Raw genomic sequence first — 15041 nt, forward strand, 5'->3', positions numbered from 1 at the left:
GGATTGTTTCGATCGTGTGGATGAAGAGGAGAAGAAATTTGCCAGAAGAGGGGGTTTCCCTCAGATCCGGACAAATCCCTGGTCTTCAACAACCTTCTGTCCTTCCGGGCTGAGTGCGTAGTTGAGGAAGTCCTGTGCGATGCCTGTCGCCGGTCCGCTGGTGAGCATGTATAACTGCCGCGAGATCGGGTAGGTCCCGTCCACAACGGTGGCCACGGACGGTGCGACGGCGGCTCCGTTCTTCGTGATGGAGAGCGCCTTCACCGACTTCTCTGCATAGCCGAGTCCCACGTATCCGATCGCACCCGGCGTCGTTGAAACGGCGGTCTCGATGGCGCCATTGGAGTTCTTCTCAAGGGCTGAGGCGGTGAAGTTGTCCTTCTGCATCACGGCACTCGCGATGAAGTCCCGCGTCCCTGAGGCACTGTCGCGACCGATGACCACGATCGGAAGATCCGCACCGCCGACATCCTTCCAGTTCGTGATGGTGCCGTTGTAGATACCCCGGATCTGACTGAGGGTGATGGTCTCAACCTTGTTCTGAGGGTTCACAATGATTGAGAGCCCGTCCCGCGCAATAGGGGTAACGACAAGGGAGGGGTACTTCGTCATCTCACTGGCACTCACCTCACGCGAGGCCATACCGATCATCGCGGTCTTCTCACCGGTGGCCTGAACGCCCACACCTGAGCCACCGCCACTGACCTGCACATCGGCCTCCTTGTTGGCAGCCATAAAGGCTTCAGCCCATGCCTGGGCGACAGGGAGGACCGTGGTCGACCCGGTGATCGTCAGCCGGCCTTTCGAGGTGCCGGTCAGGGCGCTGGGTGCACTGCTGTTCAATGCCGAGGTCGTGTTTGCCCCAGCAACGGTCGGGATTGTAGTCGCGGCGGGTGAAGCCGTCGGTGTCGGTGTTGTTGCCGGGGTGTTGCTGACACAGCCGCTGACGAGCAGTGCTACAATCAGAATTGCTGCAAGCCCGCAGGCCACGATTCCAGAAGTTCTACGTTTTTCTGCCATGATTCTCTTCTCTCAAATCATCAGCAGGATATATACTGTTATTCGACGGAGACTCTATATATACCAATAGAATACAGAGTAATATAGTGTTATATTGAATACCGCGAGGATACTATAGGAGAGAGACTCAGGCATGGACATACGACGGGTACAGATGACAGGGGGGTCTTCGTTTGTCGTGACCCTCCCCAAAGACTGGACACAGCAGATGAGCATCAAGAAGAACGACCCGGTCAGGGTCACCCCCCAGGCCGACGGCACCCTGCTGATCTCCGCCAACATCTCTGAGGACCAGATCCAGCGGACCAGGGAGTTCGACGTCACCACCTGCACCAATGCGACCTTCTTCTTCCGGAGTCTGATCGGGGCGTACATCGCCGGGTATACCGAGATTAAGATCAGGTCCCGCGGCCGGCTGCCATCGTTCGTCCGGATGGTCGTCCGGGACTTCACCCAGATGACGATCGGGCAGGAGGTGCTCGAGGAGTCAGAGACGGGGGTCACCATCAAGGATCTGCTGAACCCCGGCGAACTGCCGTTCGAGAACACGCTTCGGCGCATGATCGTGATCGTCAAAGGGATGCACCTGGATGCGATCGCCGCCCTGTTCGAGCAGGACCAGGCCCTGGCAGAGGAGGTGATCGCCCAGGACCGGGACGTCGACCGGCTCCATTGGCTGATGGCCCGCCAGACCAACATGGTGATGCGGAACATCAACCTCTCCAAGAAGATGGGGCTGACCCTGTACACGGCCTCCCAGTACCTGCTGGTCAGCAGGACCCTCGAACGGATCGGAGACCATGCCGTCCGGATCGCACGGAACGCTGTGATCCTCTCCGATAAGGACCAGGACCAGGATATCCTCTCGAGGGTCAGGGGGGCGAGCACCCTCTCGCTGACCATCTTTGAACAGAGCATCACGGCCTTCTTCGACCTGGACATCAGGCGGGCGAACGCCACCATCGAAGAGGTCAAGGGACTCGAGCACCTCTGCGAGGAGATCACTACGGCGATGCTGACCCATGAGGCCGAGGACGCCATCGCGGTCGGGTACATCGCCGAGAGTATCAGGCGGCTCGGGGAGTACTCTGCAGACATCGCCGAGAATGTTATTAACTACGTTGTCGAACATGAGCGGGACCTGTAGGGCGGAGGCACCATGAGTGGTTCCGGGCACGAGACCCTGAGCAGGGACCTGACCGCTGCGGCGGTCCACTTCTGCAGTACAGGGGGGGCCTTCGGCTGGGGGATGATCACCCTCGCGGCGGCGACCGACCATGCCCGGACCACAGCGGATATCGGATCGATCCAGATCACCTGCCCGGTACCGGGGCCGGCAGCCTTTGGGGAGGCAGGGGACCTCGGAACGGCGCTGTTGACGGCGCTCCGTTTTGACCCTGCCATCAAAAGCGCAGCGCTGGTCCCCTGTCCGCCTTCACTGCCGGAGGTGGCAGAGCGGGTGCTCCTCGAGGTGGCCGGCTACGACCGGCGGAGGGCACCACCCGGGATCAGCACGATGGACTGGGGGACGGCCTGCTGCTGCAGGGATGGGGTGCCGGATCTGATCTACGATCGGTCTGCTGACCCGTTCATGGTGGTGATCTTTGGCGAGAACCCGATGGACGTTGTAGACGAAATCATTATGTTGTTCCGACGCAGTACAAATATAGAGTTATAGGACAGGTTCTCATATGGGCATCAAACCAAGTTATATCAAAAATTTCGGTCTTGAACTGATCGGACGGTACGGAGACAGGTTCACACCGGACTTTGACGAGAACAAGCATCAGGTATCTGAGCTGACCGTCATCGACAGCAAGCGTGTCAGAAACCGCATCGCCGGGTTCATCACGAGAAAAGTAAATACCAAGAAACATCTATAATCTATTTTATGTTTGAGGGAGTTCTTCCGGCAATCGTTACCCCATTTCAGAACGATCATGGCAAGAGCCTCGACCTTTCAGGTCTGCAATCCAACATTGCTTTCCTGCTCAGTAAAGGTATCCACGGCGTGGTTCCCTGCGGGTCGACCGGCGAGTCGGCGACCCTCAGTTTTGAGGAGCATGTCAGGGTGATCGAGGCGACGATCGAAGCGGTTGCAGGGAAGGTCCCTGTACTCGCCGGGGCAGGTTCGAACAGCACCGAAGAGGCGATCCGGTTCACCCGGTCCGCGAAGGATCTCGGTGCCGACGGCGTGCTGATCATCAGCCCTTACTACAACAAGCCCAACCGGTCAGGGCTGGTCAAGCACTTCACCGCCATCGCAGATCTCGACATCCCTGTCGTCCTCTACAATGTGCCCAGCCGGACCGGTCAGAACCTCCCACCAGACCTGGTGACCGAGCTCTCCGCGCACCCGAACATCGTCGGGATCAAGGAGGCGAGCGGAAACATCTCCCAGGTATCAGAGATCATCGAGGGAACCCTGGACCAGGACTTCACCGTGATCTCAGGGGACGACGGTATGACCCTGCCGGTGCTGGCACTCGGTGGGGGCGGCGTGATCTCAGTGGCGGCGAACGTGGAGCCTGGGCGGATGGTGGCGATGTACCAGGCCTATACCGGGGGGGACTGGGACGGCGCGATCAGCCTACATTATGGACTGGCCCCGCTCTGCAGGGCGCTCTTCATCGATACCAACCCGATTCCGGTCAAGAAGGCGATAAGCCTCAGGGGGATGGCCGCAGGTCCACTGAGGCTCCCGCTCGACGAGCTGGATGCGGGGAGGACCGCTGCACTGTCAAAAGTGCTGAGCACCTATGATTAAGGTCGTGGTCTCAGGGGCCCAGGGCCGCATGGGATCGATGATCTGCAAGATGGTCACCGAGACCGAAGGGCTTGAACTGGTCGGCGGGATCGGGCACAGAGCCGGCACCCAGTTCAATGTCGAGGTGGTGAAGTCCGAGGAGATCGATCGGCTTCTCTCTGAACAGAAACCGGATGTGCTGATCGACTTCGCCGTGGCATCGGCGGCGGTCGAGACCATCCAGGCCGCCGCACGCCACCACGTTGCCCTGGTCGTGGGCACAACCGGTTTCTCTGATGCAGAACTGCAGCAGATCCGGGAAGCGGTAGAAGAGGAGGTACCGATGGTGATGTCATCAAACTTCAGTATCGGGATGAACATCTTCTGGCAGATCCTCAAAAATGCGGCCCAGATGCTCAGCGAGTATGACATCGAGGTCAGCGAGGCTCACCACCGGTACAAGAAGGACGCCCCGAGCGGAACGGCGAAGACGATCCTCTCGATCCTGGACGAGGCGGTCGGAGAGCGTGAGAAGGTCTACGGCAGGGAAGGGATCACCGAACGGCAGAACGAGATAGGGGTGCATGTGTTCCGCGGCGGGGATATCGTCGGCGACCATGCCGTCACCTTCGCAAAGAACTTCGAATCGATCACCCTCTCGCATCGCGCCTATGATCGGGCAGTACTGGTAGAAGGTGCTCTGAAAGCAGCCGCCTGGGTGCCTGGCAAAAAACCCGGCATCTATCCGTTCAGTGCAGTGCTCGGCCTTTAAGGATAAAGTCCGGTACTGAAGATATTGATATATTTTAATAACAACTGTTGAGATCATACGGAGAGTATTATATGGTTGCAAAAATGGATTCTGGCATGCGTGCCGGCTGTGAAACGGAACTGACCATGGCCCTGGCGGAGTGCTGAACACCTATGACTAAAGTTGTGGTTTCAGGGGCCTTTGGAAGGATGGGTTCGATGATCTGTAAGATGGTCACCGAGACCGAAGGGCTTGAACTGGTCGGCGGGATCGATATTCGGGCCGGCACCCAGTTCAACGTTGATGTGGTGAAGTCAGAGGAGATCGATCGGCTTCTCTCTGAACAGAAACCGGATGTGCTGATCGACTTCACGATCGCATCTGCAGCGGTTACCACCATCCAGGCAGCCGCACGCCACCATGTGGCGCTGGTCGTCGGTACTACCGGGTTCTCTGATCTGCAGCAGCAGCAGATTCGCGACGCGATCGAGGGGACGGTGCCGGCGGTCATCTCGACCAACTTCAGCATCGGGGTGAACATCTTCTGGCAGATCCTCAAAAATGCGGCCCCGATGCTCAGCGAGTACGACATCGAGGTCAGCGAGGCTCACCACCGGTACAAGAAGGACGCCCCGAGCGGAACGGCGAAGACGATCCTCTCGATCCTGGACGAGGCGGTCGGAGAACGGGAGAAGGTCTACGGCAGGGAAGGGATCACCGAACGGCAGAACGAGATAGGAGTGCACGTATTCCGCGGTGGCGACATCGTCGGCGACCATGCCGTCACCTTTGCAAAGAACTTCGAATCGATCACCCTCTCGCATCGCGCCTATGACCGGGCCGTATTTGTGAAAGGAGCCCTGAAGGCGGCCGCCTGGGTGCCCGGCAAAAAACCCGGCATCTATCCGTTCAGTGCAGTGCTCGGCCTTGAACCATAAGGATAAGTACAGCCCTGATAGAAATATATTTCATAGTATCTGCAGAGATCGTAAGGAGAGTTTTATATGGTTGCAAAAGTTGATTCTGAGCAGTGTGTAGGCTGTGAAACATGCGTGGACGAGTGCCCCGCTGAAGCGATCGTGATGGTCGATGGAATCGCCGTCATCGACAAGGACAAATGCGTGGACTGCGGTTCATGCGTGGAAGTCTGTCCCTCCGCAGCCATCACCATGGACTGATCGTCCACCCGGCATTGGAGGAGAGGACTCTTCTTCGAATTACGTTTTTTATCTCATGCAGAATTGCCTGAACTGATCATCCATCACCAGACCCTTTCCTCATCGATGTCAAAAGACAGGGACGGCCCGTCTCCCACATCATTATCTACCACCGGTACCTATACCCCCTCTGGTGAACTGATGATGAGACGAAACATGAGTTCAATACTTCTGGTTGCTGCCTGCCTGGTCCTGATGGTCCCGGCAGTCACCGCAACACTGAGTGATATCCCCCAGGGGGGCGTGATCTTCATTGGAGAACAGGGTTTGAACCTCAACGGAGTCGCTGCAGGAACGCAGGTGGCCTGGTGGGGGGCCGGCAGATCTCCGATCACCGATGCCCCGACCGACCTTCAGACGATCTCGGACCCAAAGAACTTCTTCGTCTCTCCGACCATCTATGGCACTGAGACCGGGGTCTGGTACATCTACCCTGATAAGAAGCCGGCCTTCACCATCAAGGACCCGACACTCGCCGTCAGAGCGATCAATGTCAGGACCGGCCGCGAGGTTACCAGTGGCGTGATCTCCCGGGGGGACCAGGTGAAGTTCCAGGTCGAGACCAACATGTATACGATGACCGAGCGGCCCGGGGTGAACGGAGTACCGATCACGATCCACGTGACCGGTCCGGGAGGGATCGAGTACACCTCCCTGACCGACATCAACGGAAAATCCCAGTCCCTGGACCCGGTGATCGTCAGCTCCTCGCTCTATGAGACCGGGTCGGTCTGGAACACCGGAAACGCCCAGTACCCGGAGGGGAGTTATATGATCTGGGCCGAGTGCAATGCGAACAACATGAAGAATGAGTATCCGGTCGGAGGGAAGACCACGACCAGGAACACCGCCGCCGGCCTCACTGTGGAGGCGGGGGATGTGACGGTGACCCTGATCCAGACCACCACCGCCCCCACCAGTCAGCAGACCGGCGTGATCGGTTCTCCGGCAGAGACCGCGACGGTGACGGTCACGCCGACGCCGACCACCCTGGCGACCACCGGGCTGATCTCGACGCCGCTGGGTTCACCGGTCACCTCCCCGACAACCTCCCCCACCCCGAAGGCCGGGGGGTTCACCGCCGGCACGGCCGCCCTGCTGCTGCTGGCTGGGGCTGCGATCGCACTCCGACACCAGCGTTGAGGAGGTCGGACCCTTCTTTTTTTGGCATAACACATATCTGTCTGGAATACCATCAAAGATCCATGAATCTTGGCACGACGATCATCAAATCCCGCCACAGCGTCCGTTCCTTCAAGGAGACCCCCCTCGATGAGAAGATCATCGACGAGGCGCTCGCCTGTGCCCACCTGGCCCCGACTGCAGCAAACAGACAGCCGTGGCTCTTCGGATACATCACCAGCAAAGAGACCATGAACGAGATCGCAGCCTTGACCGATCACGGCTCCTTCATCGCCGGAGCGGCGGCCTGTTTTGCGATCTTTGGAGAACGGGACGAACCCTACTACCTGGAGGACTGTTCCGCCGCCACCGAGAACCTGATCCTTGCCCTGCAGGGCTATGGGGTCGGATCGTGCTGGGTCGCCGGAGACAAGAAGGCCTATGCAGAAGCGGTCAGGAAACTCCTCGGGGTGCCGGACCAGTACACCCTGGTCTCCCTGGTCCCTGCCGGGTTCCCGATGGAGGTGACCATCGCAAAGAAGAAGGATATCGAAGCGGTCACCTTCCGTGAGCGATATACCCAGCCTGATACCGCCTGATCATCAATCGTTCACTTCGACAACCCTGCAGGGGTAGATCTGGTCGTCGATATCACCCGCCTCCTCTGAACCGGTCTCCGGACCGGTCCCCCACCGCCTGCAGATCAGCAGGGCCGAACGGTTATGCCGGAGGCAGTAGACATCGAAGTACAGATCCAGGGTCCTGATCAGGGCCATCTCTTCTTCTAAACTGAACCATGGCGCATCCCATACCATCCCCCTGATCAGATCCTCGACAGGGGAGACGGTCCCTGCGCCGGCACTGAAGGGCAGTGCGATCACCAGCATCCCCTTGATCGAAAGGAGCCGGTTGATCTCCTGGACCTGGGAGGCCATGATCCCCGGTTCTGGCACCGGTATGATCACCAGGTCCAGCGAGACCGGGGGGAGGTCGATGGCAGAGAGGGATGAAATCAGCGGTGTCGCAGATACAGGGATCGGTAAAAGCGCAGGAGTGACCAGGTACCGCGATCCCTCATCCTTCACCAGGGCGGCCAGCAGATCGCAGGCACGCTCTGTCAGCAGCAGGTCAGACCGCTTCGAAGAGATCAGTACAGCCCCGGAGTCCGGGGAGATCCCGCTGCACTCTGTCACGGCCAGCGAGAAGAGATCGGTGTAGATCCGGTCGAGGGCAACCGAGAGGTGATGGGCGATCTGATCCTCTTCCAGGTTCTGCAGGAACCGCCTGCCGGCACTGGTCAGGTGATAGGGGGCCCGGTACCGGGGGAGACCTGCATCCCTGCTGATAAACCCCTGGCACAGAAGCTGACAGAGAACCTGGTACAGGGAAAGGTCACCACGCCGGCCCGATCGCCGTTCGTTCAGTTCGCTCTGTGTACATGACCGCCGGTCAAGAGTCTGCAGCACCCAGAGATCCAGAGTTCCACTATCTGCCGTCACCATAAAGTGATAGTAGTTGATCGCGTGGACTTAAAAAAAGGAATCGTCTGCCCGGGCGATCAGGTCACTCTTTGACCGCGGCGATGGCGCAGTTCACGATCAGACCGAGCTGGTCGACCGACCACCGTTCGGTGTTCAGCACCAGGTGATAGGAGGAGAGATCGTTGATGTCGATCTGGTAGTACATCATATATCGTTTGGCCTCACAGGCCTCCCGCTCCCTGGTCAGCGCCATCGCCTCCTCTTCAGAGGTCACACTGTCCCGAAACGCGATTCGGCCCACCCTGCAGGCCAGCGGGGCATTCAACCAGATCCGGAGGTCGGCCTGCTCCACCATCCGCCCGGAGAGGCGTCCTTCAACGATGATATCATCCTGTTCCGCGGCGATCTGTTTCTGCCGGGCATCGATCATCAGATCGATCGATGGATCGTTCTCTGCCAGTTCCCCAAAGGCAGCGAGGTCCATCCCCTTCTCCTTCGCGAGCTGCCGGAAGACCTCGCCTGCGGATATAAGTTTCAGGTTGTGCTCTGCTGCCAGATGTTTGGAGAGAGACGTAGTCCCACTCCCAGGAGGCCCGCTGATAGTGATGCGCATCAGATCCCACCGATGTTCAGCGCTTTTCTGATCACCTGGCTGACCATCAGCGAACAGATCATATACCAGACCATCCATGCCTGTATCGGACCGAGTGCACCTGCGGTCAAGGCCAGTTTACCCGTGAACGGAAAGACGATATCCGCATGGGTGAGTGGAAGGCGGTAGAGCAGCCAGAAGAAGACCGGCACCGAGACGAGCAGGATATACGCCATCGGCTTGAACTGCGCCTGCGACATCTGGAGCTGCTCCTGCATCAGCACATTCTGTCTGGCAGTGAGTTTCTTTATCTTCTTCTCATCCCCGGAGAGTTGGGCCTCCCGGAACTCAACCTGGAAAGCCTTCATCACCTTCTGATTCTCCTGCATCTTTTCATAGTCGATCGTATACTTCTGGATCAACGACGAATACAGACCGGTCAGGGTTGAGAGGATGATGATCAGGGCAAAGAACGGGACACCGTACGTGTCAAGAAGTGGTCCGAAGACCCCGTCGATGGCCATGCCGATCCCATTTCTGAGCCATTCGATGCTGTAGGCGAGCATCAGCACCATCGCGAGAAGGAGGGCCAGATACCCTCCATACTTCTTGAGATCCATTCCTTCACCTGAGCAGATTTACCATATCACTGACTGCTTTATCCAGCAGATGATCGGGGTTTTTAATAATTTTTACTGTGCATCCGGTCACCATGGCATAGGCCGCGGCGATGGCACGGTTAAACTCCTGGTGTTCAGAGAGCGCACGGAATCCATCGACATCCCGCACACGGGTCATGTCAGAGAGCCGGCGGAGCAGGATCTGATCTTCATCAGTCTCCACGATCACAAAAACATCAGGTTTCAGTTCGCGAAGTACCCACTCTGGCAGACCGGCCAGGTACCCTTTCGGGGTCTTGACCGAAGCATGCGTATCGATGATCACGTCCCCGTTGATCTTCCCGATCGCAGCTGCGGCCAGTTGCTGCAGGTGCTTCTGTTCATCGCGAGAGAGCTTTCGCATATCGTCGCGATCCTTCACCAGACCCTTTGAGACTGCCATCTCAAACATAAAAGAACCAAAGGAGATCGACTGGAAGTCGACCCCCTCTTCTTTGAGCCTCAAAATCGACTCATTGATCACCGTGGTCTTTCCTACACCAGGTACCCCGGTGATAATGATCTTTCTTCCAGGCATTCGTTTACTCCTTTCCAAAGAACTGCCGCATGAATGGATACATCTCCATGATCTGCTGGCTTGCAATCTCTTCATACAGTCTGTACGTGATCGAGACCGTCAGCAGCAGTCCTGTCCCACTGACTGCGCCGATAACCCCGAAGAGGTTAGCCACGACACTCAGCAGGCCGATGAAGACACCACCGATCACCGTGACACGTGGAATATACCGGTCAAGGTACTTCTCGAGCACCTGCGGATTCCGCCGGTACCCCGGGATCGACATCCCGCTCGTCTGGATCTGCCGGGCCACATCCTTTGAATCAAGGCCTGCGGTCTTGATCCAGAAGAGCGCGAAGAGCGCACCCCCGACGACCATGATGAACGTATCGATTCCCATCCGGGTGAGCACCTCCCAGGGCGCGTGGCCGAGGTCGGTCACCCACCACATCCAGTCGGATGGGCCGTTGACCGGTGCCAGGAAGTACATCAACCCACTGGTCGGCGTCTGCCCGTCGAAGTTACCGAAGATCTTGATCCCGACATTCGAGAGGAACAGACCGAGCATCTGGATGTTCGCCTGCAGCACACGGACCAGGATCATCGGCAGCACGCTGGCGTAGATCAGTTTCACCGGGAAGCGTGCCCTGGCGCCCCTGACCTGTGCATGTGCGAGCGGGATCTCAATACGGGTGGATTCGACATAGACGATGATCAGGAAGATCGCGATCGTGGTGACGAAGGCGAGGAGATCCTTTCCAAAGTACTGCAGATAGTTGCCGCCGCCGAGGCCGATAGCGACCAGGCGCGGGAAGAACCCAACAGGGTAGGGATCGCTGACCGGGGTCCAGTTCAGGAACCCGTTGATCAGACTCTGGGAGATCCCTGCGATGATGAAGAGACCGACACCTGAGCCGATCCCCCATTTGGTCACCACTTCATCCATCAGCACAATCAGGATTCCGCCAATACAGAGCTGGATAAAGATGAGCAGCATGAGTGCGAGGGTGTTGCCTCCGAAGACTGACTGAACCAGAGCAGAATTCGGCTTCATAAACCCGCCCACAATGTTGGGGGCAGCCTCGATGACGATCATCACCAGGATCAGGATCTTCTGCAGACCCATGTACATGACCTGTCCACGGGTCTCACTGGTATCGATCTGAAGAATATCTGCGCCCTTGAGGAGCTGCAGCACGATCGATGCCGTGACGATAGGTCCGATACCAAGATGGATGATCGAGCCGCTCGCCCCTGCAAGGAGCGCACGCCAGGCCAGGAAGAGATCCAGTGAGCTCTTGTCAAGCCCAAAGAGAGGTACATTGCTGAGTATGAAATACAGGACCAGAATTCCTGCAGTCCACATCAGTTTATTTTTAAAATGGACATGCCCCTCAGGACTGCGGACCGCCGGCATCGCTGCAAGCAGGGGCTCCATTCTATCCAGCAGGTTTCCCATTCTTTCACCCTAAAAAATGAAAGGGATCAGACAATCAGTGCCTGACCACCCATCGCTTCAATCTTTGCCTTTGCCTGCTCAGAGAAAGCCTTGGCAGTGATGTTAAACCTGGCTGTCACTCTGCCACTGCCGAGCACCTTGTCGACATCGATCAGTGCGGTGTCGAGGGTGATCGTGTCGCCGTCCTTGGTGGCAACAGAGTGGGCAATCAGTTCATCGACCATCTGATTGATCGTTCCGATGTCCAGTGCTCTGACCGGGATGCGTGGGCTGTGGTTGAATCCGTTCTTTCCAAAGACAGGACCGCCATCTTCCAGGTAGAACTTGGCAAAACGGTGGGCGTTGAGACCTGCACGGCCACGTCCTCCACGGTTACCTGCACCTCGCCGGTTCTTATGGGTTCCACCACCACAGGTCCTCGAACCACGGTATTTTGATCGTTTATTTACTGGCATCTGGTCTCACCTCATCTTATAGAGAAGAGCATTGATCTCCTGGCCATAATAACCAAGCGCTCCTCCCTGTGGATATGTCCTCTTCAGCGATTTGTAGCCCTTTCTCGGGGGGTGGAGACGAAGGACCGGTTTTAAGCCAGGGATGTCCCGGACCCGTACCGTACCTTCAATCATCGCCTTTGCAAGGTCTGCAATTCCGCTGAGTTCTGAGTTCTCCTTCAGGTACTCGTCAGTGAGTGCATCGTTCCCTTCAAGCCGTCCGCGTGTCCGCATCAGCGTCTCGAGGGTGGCCTCATCCACCTCGCCATAGGCGACATAGTCCTTAACCTTCCTGATCATCCCGAGGATCTCGGGGGTGTCGGGGAGGAAGACACAGTGGTTGATATGATGGAGACGAAGCATCTTCAGCGTATCCTTGATGTCACGGCGGGTGTTCACAACACCGCGCACCTGTACAACCGCATACATTACTCAGATCCTCCGGTTCTGATCATATTCGTCTGCTGGAGTGCATTGAAGGTTGCCTTTGCGAAGTTGATCGTGGTTCTGGTCTGTCCATTGCTGAATGTCCAGACATCCTTGATCCCTGCAAGCTCGAGCACCTTCTTGCCGATGTCACCGGTGACCAGTCCGATCCCCTGGGGGGCGGGCTTTAAGGTGACCTTGACGCTGCCGGCCTTCCCCTGCACCTGCATGGGGATCGAGTGCTTCAGATCGCAGCCACATTCCCATGACCCGCATCCTCTGCGCACCTTGATGATGTTGACCTTGGCATTGTCGATCGCTTTCTTGATAGCGTTCCCGACCTGGACATCCTTGCCCTGTCCGAATCCGATATATCCGTCGCGGTTTCCGACCACAACGACAGCTCTGAACTTGACTCTGCGACCAGAGTCAGTCATCCGCTGGACCATCTCGATATCCAGAACCTCATCGACGAGGTCTGGCAGGAATGCGTCCACGATCTGGGGTTCCTTGATCGGCTTTCCCGAGTCGAAGATCTGGTCGATGTTGGTCAGTTCACCTGATACAACCTGCCTTCCCAGACCTGTGAGCGGAACCCATTCTTGGTGATGTTCTTCATATGCCATATTATGCCAGCTCCTTCATGATGGTCTGAGCGGCCAATTCAACATTCTCAACAAGGTCTCCTGCACGGTCAGGGGCGTATGCAGCGATGTGCTCACCCTTGACACGTTCATCCGCCGGGAGGATCTCCTCACCGTGCGGGATATCGAGACCCGCTTCGACTGCGCCTTTCAGTGCAGCGAAGACCCGTGCTCCATAGGTCGCACGGTTCAGCCCGATATCAAGGATCGCTGCAGGATGACCTGCATTCAGCGCCTTGACGGCAAACAGCATACCGGTCAGGTATGCGGCCGGGGTGTTGGAGGTTGATCCCTTGTATCCATATTCCAGCAGCTCGGCTGAGTTTGCAGTGACGAGGGTCTTATCGCCCTCCATCTCTGCGTAGATCATCTGCACAATGATATGCCGGTTGGTCTTTCGCACAACCATACGCGGCTGCTCAGCGACAATCAGTTTGCCTCTCTTGTAATAATCGGTCTTGCCCTCTCTTCTCCTTCTGAAAGGAACAAAATACCTGGGTCCGACTGCCATGTTACTTCATCCTCCCTGCGAGGATCTCCATCTGTGCTTTCATATGTGCAACGTTTCTGAACTGTCCACCTGCCGACTTGCGGTAGAGCATACGGTAGAGGTGACGGTCCACAACTCCGACTTCGCGGAGCTCGACGAGCGCCTTTCTGATCGCTCTGATCTTCTGGATCCAGGCTCTCTTGGATGGCAGACGTGCACCCTTGGCACCTCTCCTCCGTCCATAGCCCTTGCAGTGGCCGTACGAGCGCTTCTCTGCCTTCGCCCGTGCCCGTCCTCTGCTGACGCCCTTGATCGAATGTGCCTTGACAGCTCCATCCTCGACCAGTTTGCGCATATCCTCGCGTGAGATTGCGTTCTCAATCTCTGTTAACTGCTCTGGATCAAACCAGACCCTGTGAAGCCCGCACTTCAGAACTGCTGCTGCAATTCTGCGCTGGTTGGAGAGATCACTCATCTTCCTTCACCTCTTCTGGTTTGCCCTTGACGACCAGGGACGCATCCTTGGGGTTTAAGATCTTCAGACCGGCTGCACGTGCCAGATCCTGGATCACTTCACGCTTCTTGTTCCCAACGGTGCCGCCGATCCGGATCGCCTGGGTCTCTGGGTCCAGGCCGATCAGTTCACTCGGTGTGAAGACCAGGATGTCCTGGTATCCGCTTGGGTGGAGGCCGCGAATGGCCACCGGGCTTCCATAGCCTGCAGTTGGATGGACACCCTTTGCCTTCTTCTGTGCCCGCTGTTTGCTCTGCAGACCGCGGGGCCTTCTCCAGCTGGCACTCAGCTGCTTCTTTGTACCGTATCCGTCTCTCTTGAAGCGGGCGCGTCGCTCGCTTCTGACACGGATCAGTCTCTTTGTATCAACCTGCATTCTGCTCACGCCTTCCCCACAATATAGATGCCATCCTGGAACACACGGGGATCCCGATTTCTGATCTTGGTCGCGTGCTCAATATGTGCAGCCGAATTTCCAACTGATTCCTTGTTGATCCCGGTCAGTGTGATCTCATCATTGCTGACCTTGGCGGTGACACCTTCTTCGATACGTGCCTTTCTGGACTGCTTTTCACCGAGGAAGTTGTCGATTATGAGCATATTGCCCTGTAACTTCAACTGGATCGGGAAGTGAGCGAATACCACCTTCATGTTGTATTCAAACCCTTCAGTCACACCTTTGCACATATTCCTGATATGAGCAGCAAGCGTCCCGACCATCGCGACGATCTGCTTTCTGCTCGCTTCAGTCCTGACCACGATCGTGTCTGCGTCAACAGTGACAGAGACCTGCGGGTACCGGACATCGCGCTGCAGTGTCCCCTTTGGTCCGGTGATCGTCAGAAGGGTCTCCTTCATCTGTACCTGGACCCCTTCAGGGACGGTAACGGTCTTCTCCATTGCCATTTC

At 57.2% G+C, this 15041-nt stretch carries 22 protein-coding genes; 9 read left to right on the forward strand and 13 right to left on the reverse strand.

Going from position 1 to position 15041, the window contains the following annotated elements; genetic code table 11:
• Positions 1–60 precede the first annotated feature (60 nt).
• Positions 61–1020 carry a phosphate ABC transporter substrate-binding protein gene (locus tag ACFKSJ_RS07040; protein WP_440949094.1) on the reverse strand — a complete coding sequence of 320 codons (960 nt, stop codon included), beginning with the start codon at positions 1018–1020 and terminating at the stop codon, positions 61–63.
• Positions 1021–1153: 133 nt separating this feature from the next.
• On the opposite strand from ACFKSJ_RS07040, the gene ACFKSJ_RS07045 reads away from it, so the two are divergent.
• From ACFKSJ_RS07045 to ACFKSJ_RS07085, 9 genes are all read left to right on the forward strand, one after another.
• Complete coding sequence (locus ACFKSJ_RS07045) at positions 1154–2167, forward strand: PhoU domain-containing protein (protein WP_440949095.1); 1014 nt, start codon at positions 1154–1156, stop codon at positions 2165–2167.
• A gap of 12 nt (positions 2168–2179) precedes the next feature.
• Positions 2180–2698, forward strand: coding sequence for a thiamine-phosphate synthase family protein (locus tag ACFKSJ_RS07050; protein WP_440949096.1), 519 nt, complete (start codon positions 2180–2182; stop codon positions 2696–2698).
• Positions 2699–2711: 13 nt separating this feature from the next.
• On the forward strand, positions 2712–2903 hold the full coding sequence (locus tag ACFKSJ_RS07055; RefSeq protein ID WP_012617170.1) for a 30S ribosomal protein S17e: 192 nt from the start codon (positions 2712–2714) through the stop codon (positions 2901–2903).
• Positions 2904–2911: 8 nt separating this feature from the next.
• Positions 2912–3787 (forward strand): 4-hydroxy-tetrahydrodipicolinate synthase, encoded by an 876-nt coding sequence (dapA, locus tag ACFKSJ_RS07060; protein ID WP_440949097.1) that lies wholly within the window; start codon positions 2912–2914, stop codon positions 3785–3787.
• A complete protein-coding gene (gene dapB, locus ACFKSJ_RS07065; RefSeq protein WP_440949098.1) occupies positions 3780–4538 on the forward strand; it encodes a 4-hydroxy-tetrahydrodipicolinate reductase in 759 nt (252 codons plus the stop codon). Before dapA ends, dapB (ACFKSJ_RS07065) begins: the two co-directional genes overlap by 8 nt.
• A 152-nt stretch (positions 4539–4690) precedes the next feature.
• Complete coding sequence (dapB, locus tag ACFKSJ_RS07070; protein ID WP_440949099.1) at positions 4691–5455, forward strand: 4-hydroxy-tetrahydrodipicolinate reductase; 765 nt, start codon at positions 4691–4693, stop codon at positions 5453–5455.
• A 66-nt stretch (positions 5456–5521) separates the two neighbouring features.
• A complete protein-coding gene (locus ACFKSJ_RS07075; RefSeq protein ID WP_440949100.1) occupies positions 5522–5695 on the forward strand; it encodes a DUF362 domain-containing protein in 174 nt (57 codons plus the stop codon).
• 195 nt (positions 5696–5890) lie between these two features.
• The gene (locus ACFKSJ_RS07080; protein WP_440949101.1) at positions 5891–6877 is read left to right on the forward strand and encodes a DUF3821 domain-containing protein; all 987 of its coding nucleotides are present in this window, start codon (positions 5891–5893) and stop codon (positions 6875–6877) included.
• A 62-nt stretch (positions 6878–6939) separates the two neighbouring features.
• Positions 6940–7455 (forward strand): nitroreductase family protein, encoded by a 516-nt coding sequence (locus tag ACFKSJ_RS07085; protein WP_440949102.1) that lies wholly within the window; start codon positions 6940–6942, stop codon positions 7453–7455.
• Between the two features lie 3 nt (positions 7456–7458).
• Here the strand turns inward: ACFKSJ_RS07085 and ACFKSJ_RS07090 are convergent, their stop codons facing one another.
• The 12 genes from ACFKSJ_RS07090 to ACFKSJ_RS07145 all read right to left on the reverse strand — a co-directional run bounded on the left by ACFKSJ_RS07090 (position 7459) and on the right by ACFKSJ_RS07145 (position 15038).
• The gene (locus tag ACFKSJ_RS07090; RefSeq protein ID WP_440949103.1) at positions 7459–8358 is read right to left on the reverse strand and encodes a PadR family transcriptional regulator; all 900 of its coding nucleotides are present in this window, start codon (positions 8356–8358) and stop codon (positions 7459–7461) included.
• Between the two features lie 61 nt (positions 8359–8419).
• Positions 8420–8950: a (d)CMP kinase gene (cmk, locus tag ACFKSJ_RS07095; protein WP_440949104.1), complete on the reverse strand. Its 531-nt coding sequence runs from the start codon at positions 8948–8950 to the stop codon at positions 8420–8422.
• Positions 8950–9549 (reverse strand): DUF106 domain-containing protein, encoded by a 600-nt coding sequence (locus tag ACFKSJ_RS07100; protein ID WP_440949105.1) that lies wholly within the window; start codon positions 9547–9549, stop codon positions 8950–8952. The genes cmk and ACFKSJ_RS07100 overlap by 1 nt, the downstream gene beginning before the upstream one ends.
• Before the next feature lie 4 nt (positions 9550–9553).
• Positions 9554–10126, reverse strand: a complete 573-nt coding sequence (locus ACFKSJ_RS07105) for an adenylate kinase (protein ID WP_440949106.1) — start codon at positions 10124–10126, stop codon at positions 9554–9556.
• A 4-nt stretch (positions 10127–10130) separates the two neighbouring features.
• Positions 10131–11564: a preprotein translocase subunit SecY gene (gene secY, locus ACFKSJ_RS07110; protein WP_440949107.1), complete on the reverse strand. Its 1434-nt coding sequence runs from the start codon at positions 11562–11564 to the stop codon at positions 10131–10133.
• Positions 11565–11590: 26 nt separating this feature from the next.
• A complete protein-coding gene (locus tag ACFKSJ_RS07115) occupies positions 11591–12019 on the reverse strand; it encodes an uL15m family ribosomal protein (protein WP_440949108.1) in 429 nt (142 codons plus the stop codon).
• A 6-nt stretch (positions 12020–12025) separates the two neighbouring features.
• The gene (locus ACFKSJ_RS07120) at positions 12026–12487 is read right to left on the reverse strand and encodes a 50S ribosomal protein L30 (RefSeq protein WP_440949109.1); all 462 of its coding nucleotides are present in this window, start codon (positions 12485–12487) and stop codon (positions 12026–12028) included.
• Positions 12487–13110: a 30S ribosomal protein S5 gene (locus tag ACFKSJ_RS07125; RefSeq protein ID WP_440949110.1), complete on the reverse strand. Its 624-nt coding sequence runs from the start codon at positions 13108–13110 to the stop codon at positions 12487–12489. The genes ACFKSJ_RS07120 and ACFKSJ_RS07125 overlap by 1 nt, the downstream gene beginning before the upstream one ends.
• Position 13111: 1 nt before the next feature.
• The gene (locus ACFKSJ_RS07130; RefSeq protein ID WP_440949111.1) at positions 13112–13639 is read right to left on the reverse strand and encodes a 50S ribosomal protein L18; all 528 of its coding nucleotides are present in this window, start codon (positions 13637–13639) and stop codon (positions 13112–13114) included.
• 1 nt (position 13640) lies between these two features.
• Positions 13641–14093 carry a 50S ribosomal protein L19e gene (locus tag ACFKSJ_RS07135; RefSeq protein ID WP_440949112.1) on the reverse strand — a complete coding sequence of 151 codons (453 nt, stop codon included), beginning with the start codon at positions 14091–14093 and terminating at the stop codon, positions 13641–13643.
• On the reverse strand, positions 14086–14508 hold the full coding sequence (locus tag ACFKSJ_RS07140; protein WP_440949113.1) for a 50S ribosomal protein L32e: 423 nt from the start codon (positions 14506–14508) through the stop codon (positions 14086–14088). Before ACFKSJ_RS07140 ends, ACFKSJ_RS07135 begins: the two co-directional genes overlap by 8 nt.
• Before the next feature lie 5 nt (positions 14509–14513).
• The gene (locus ACFKSJ_RS07145) at positions 14514–15038 is read right to left on the reverse strand and encodes a 50S ribosomal protein L6 (protein WP_440949114.1); all 525 of its coding nucleotides are present in this window, start codon (positions 15036–15038) and stop codon (positions 14514–14516) included.
• Positions 15039–15041 lie beyond the last annotated feature (3 nt).

The organism is Methanosphaerula subterraneus (assembly GCF_052055875.1).
Classification (GTDB): domain Archaea; phylum Halobacteriota; class Methanomicrobia; order Methanomicrobiales; family Methanospirillaceae; genus Methanosphaerula; species Methanosphaerula subterraneus.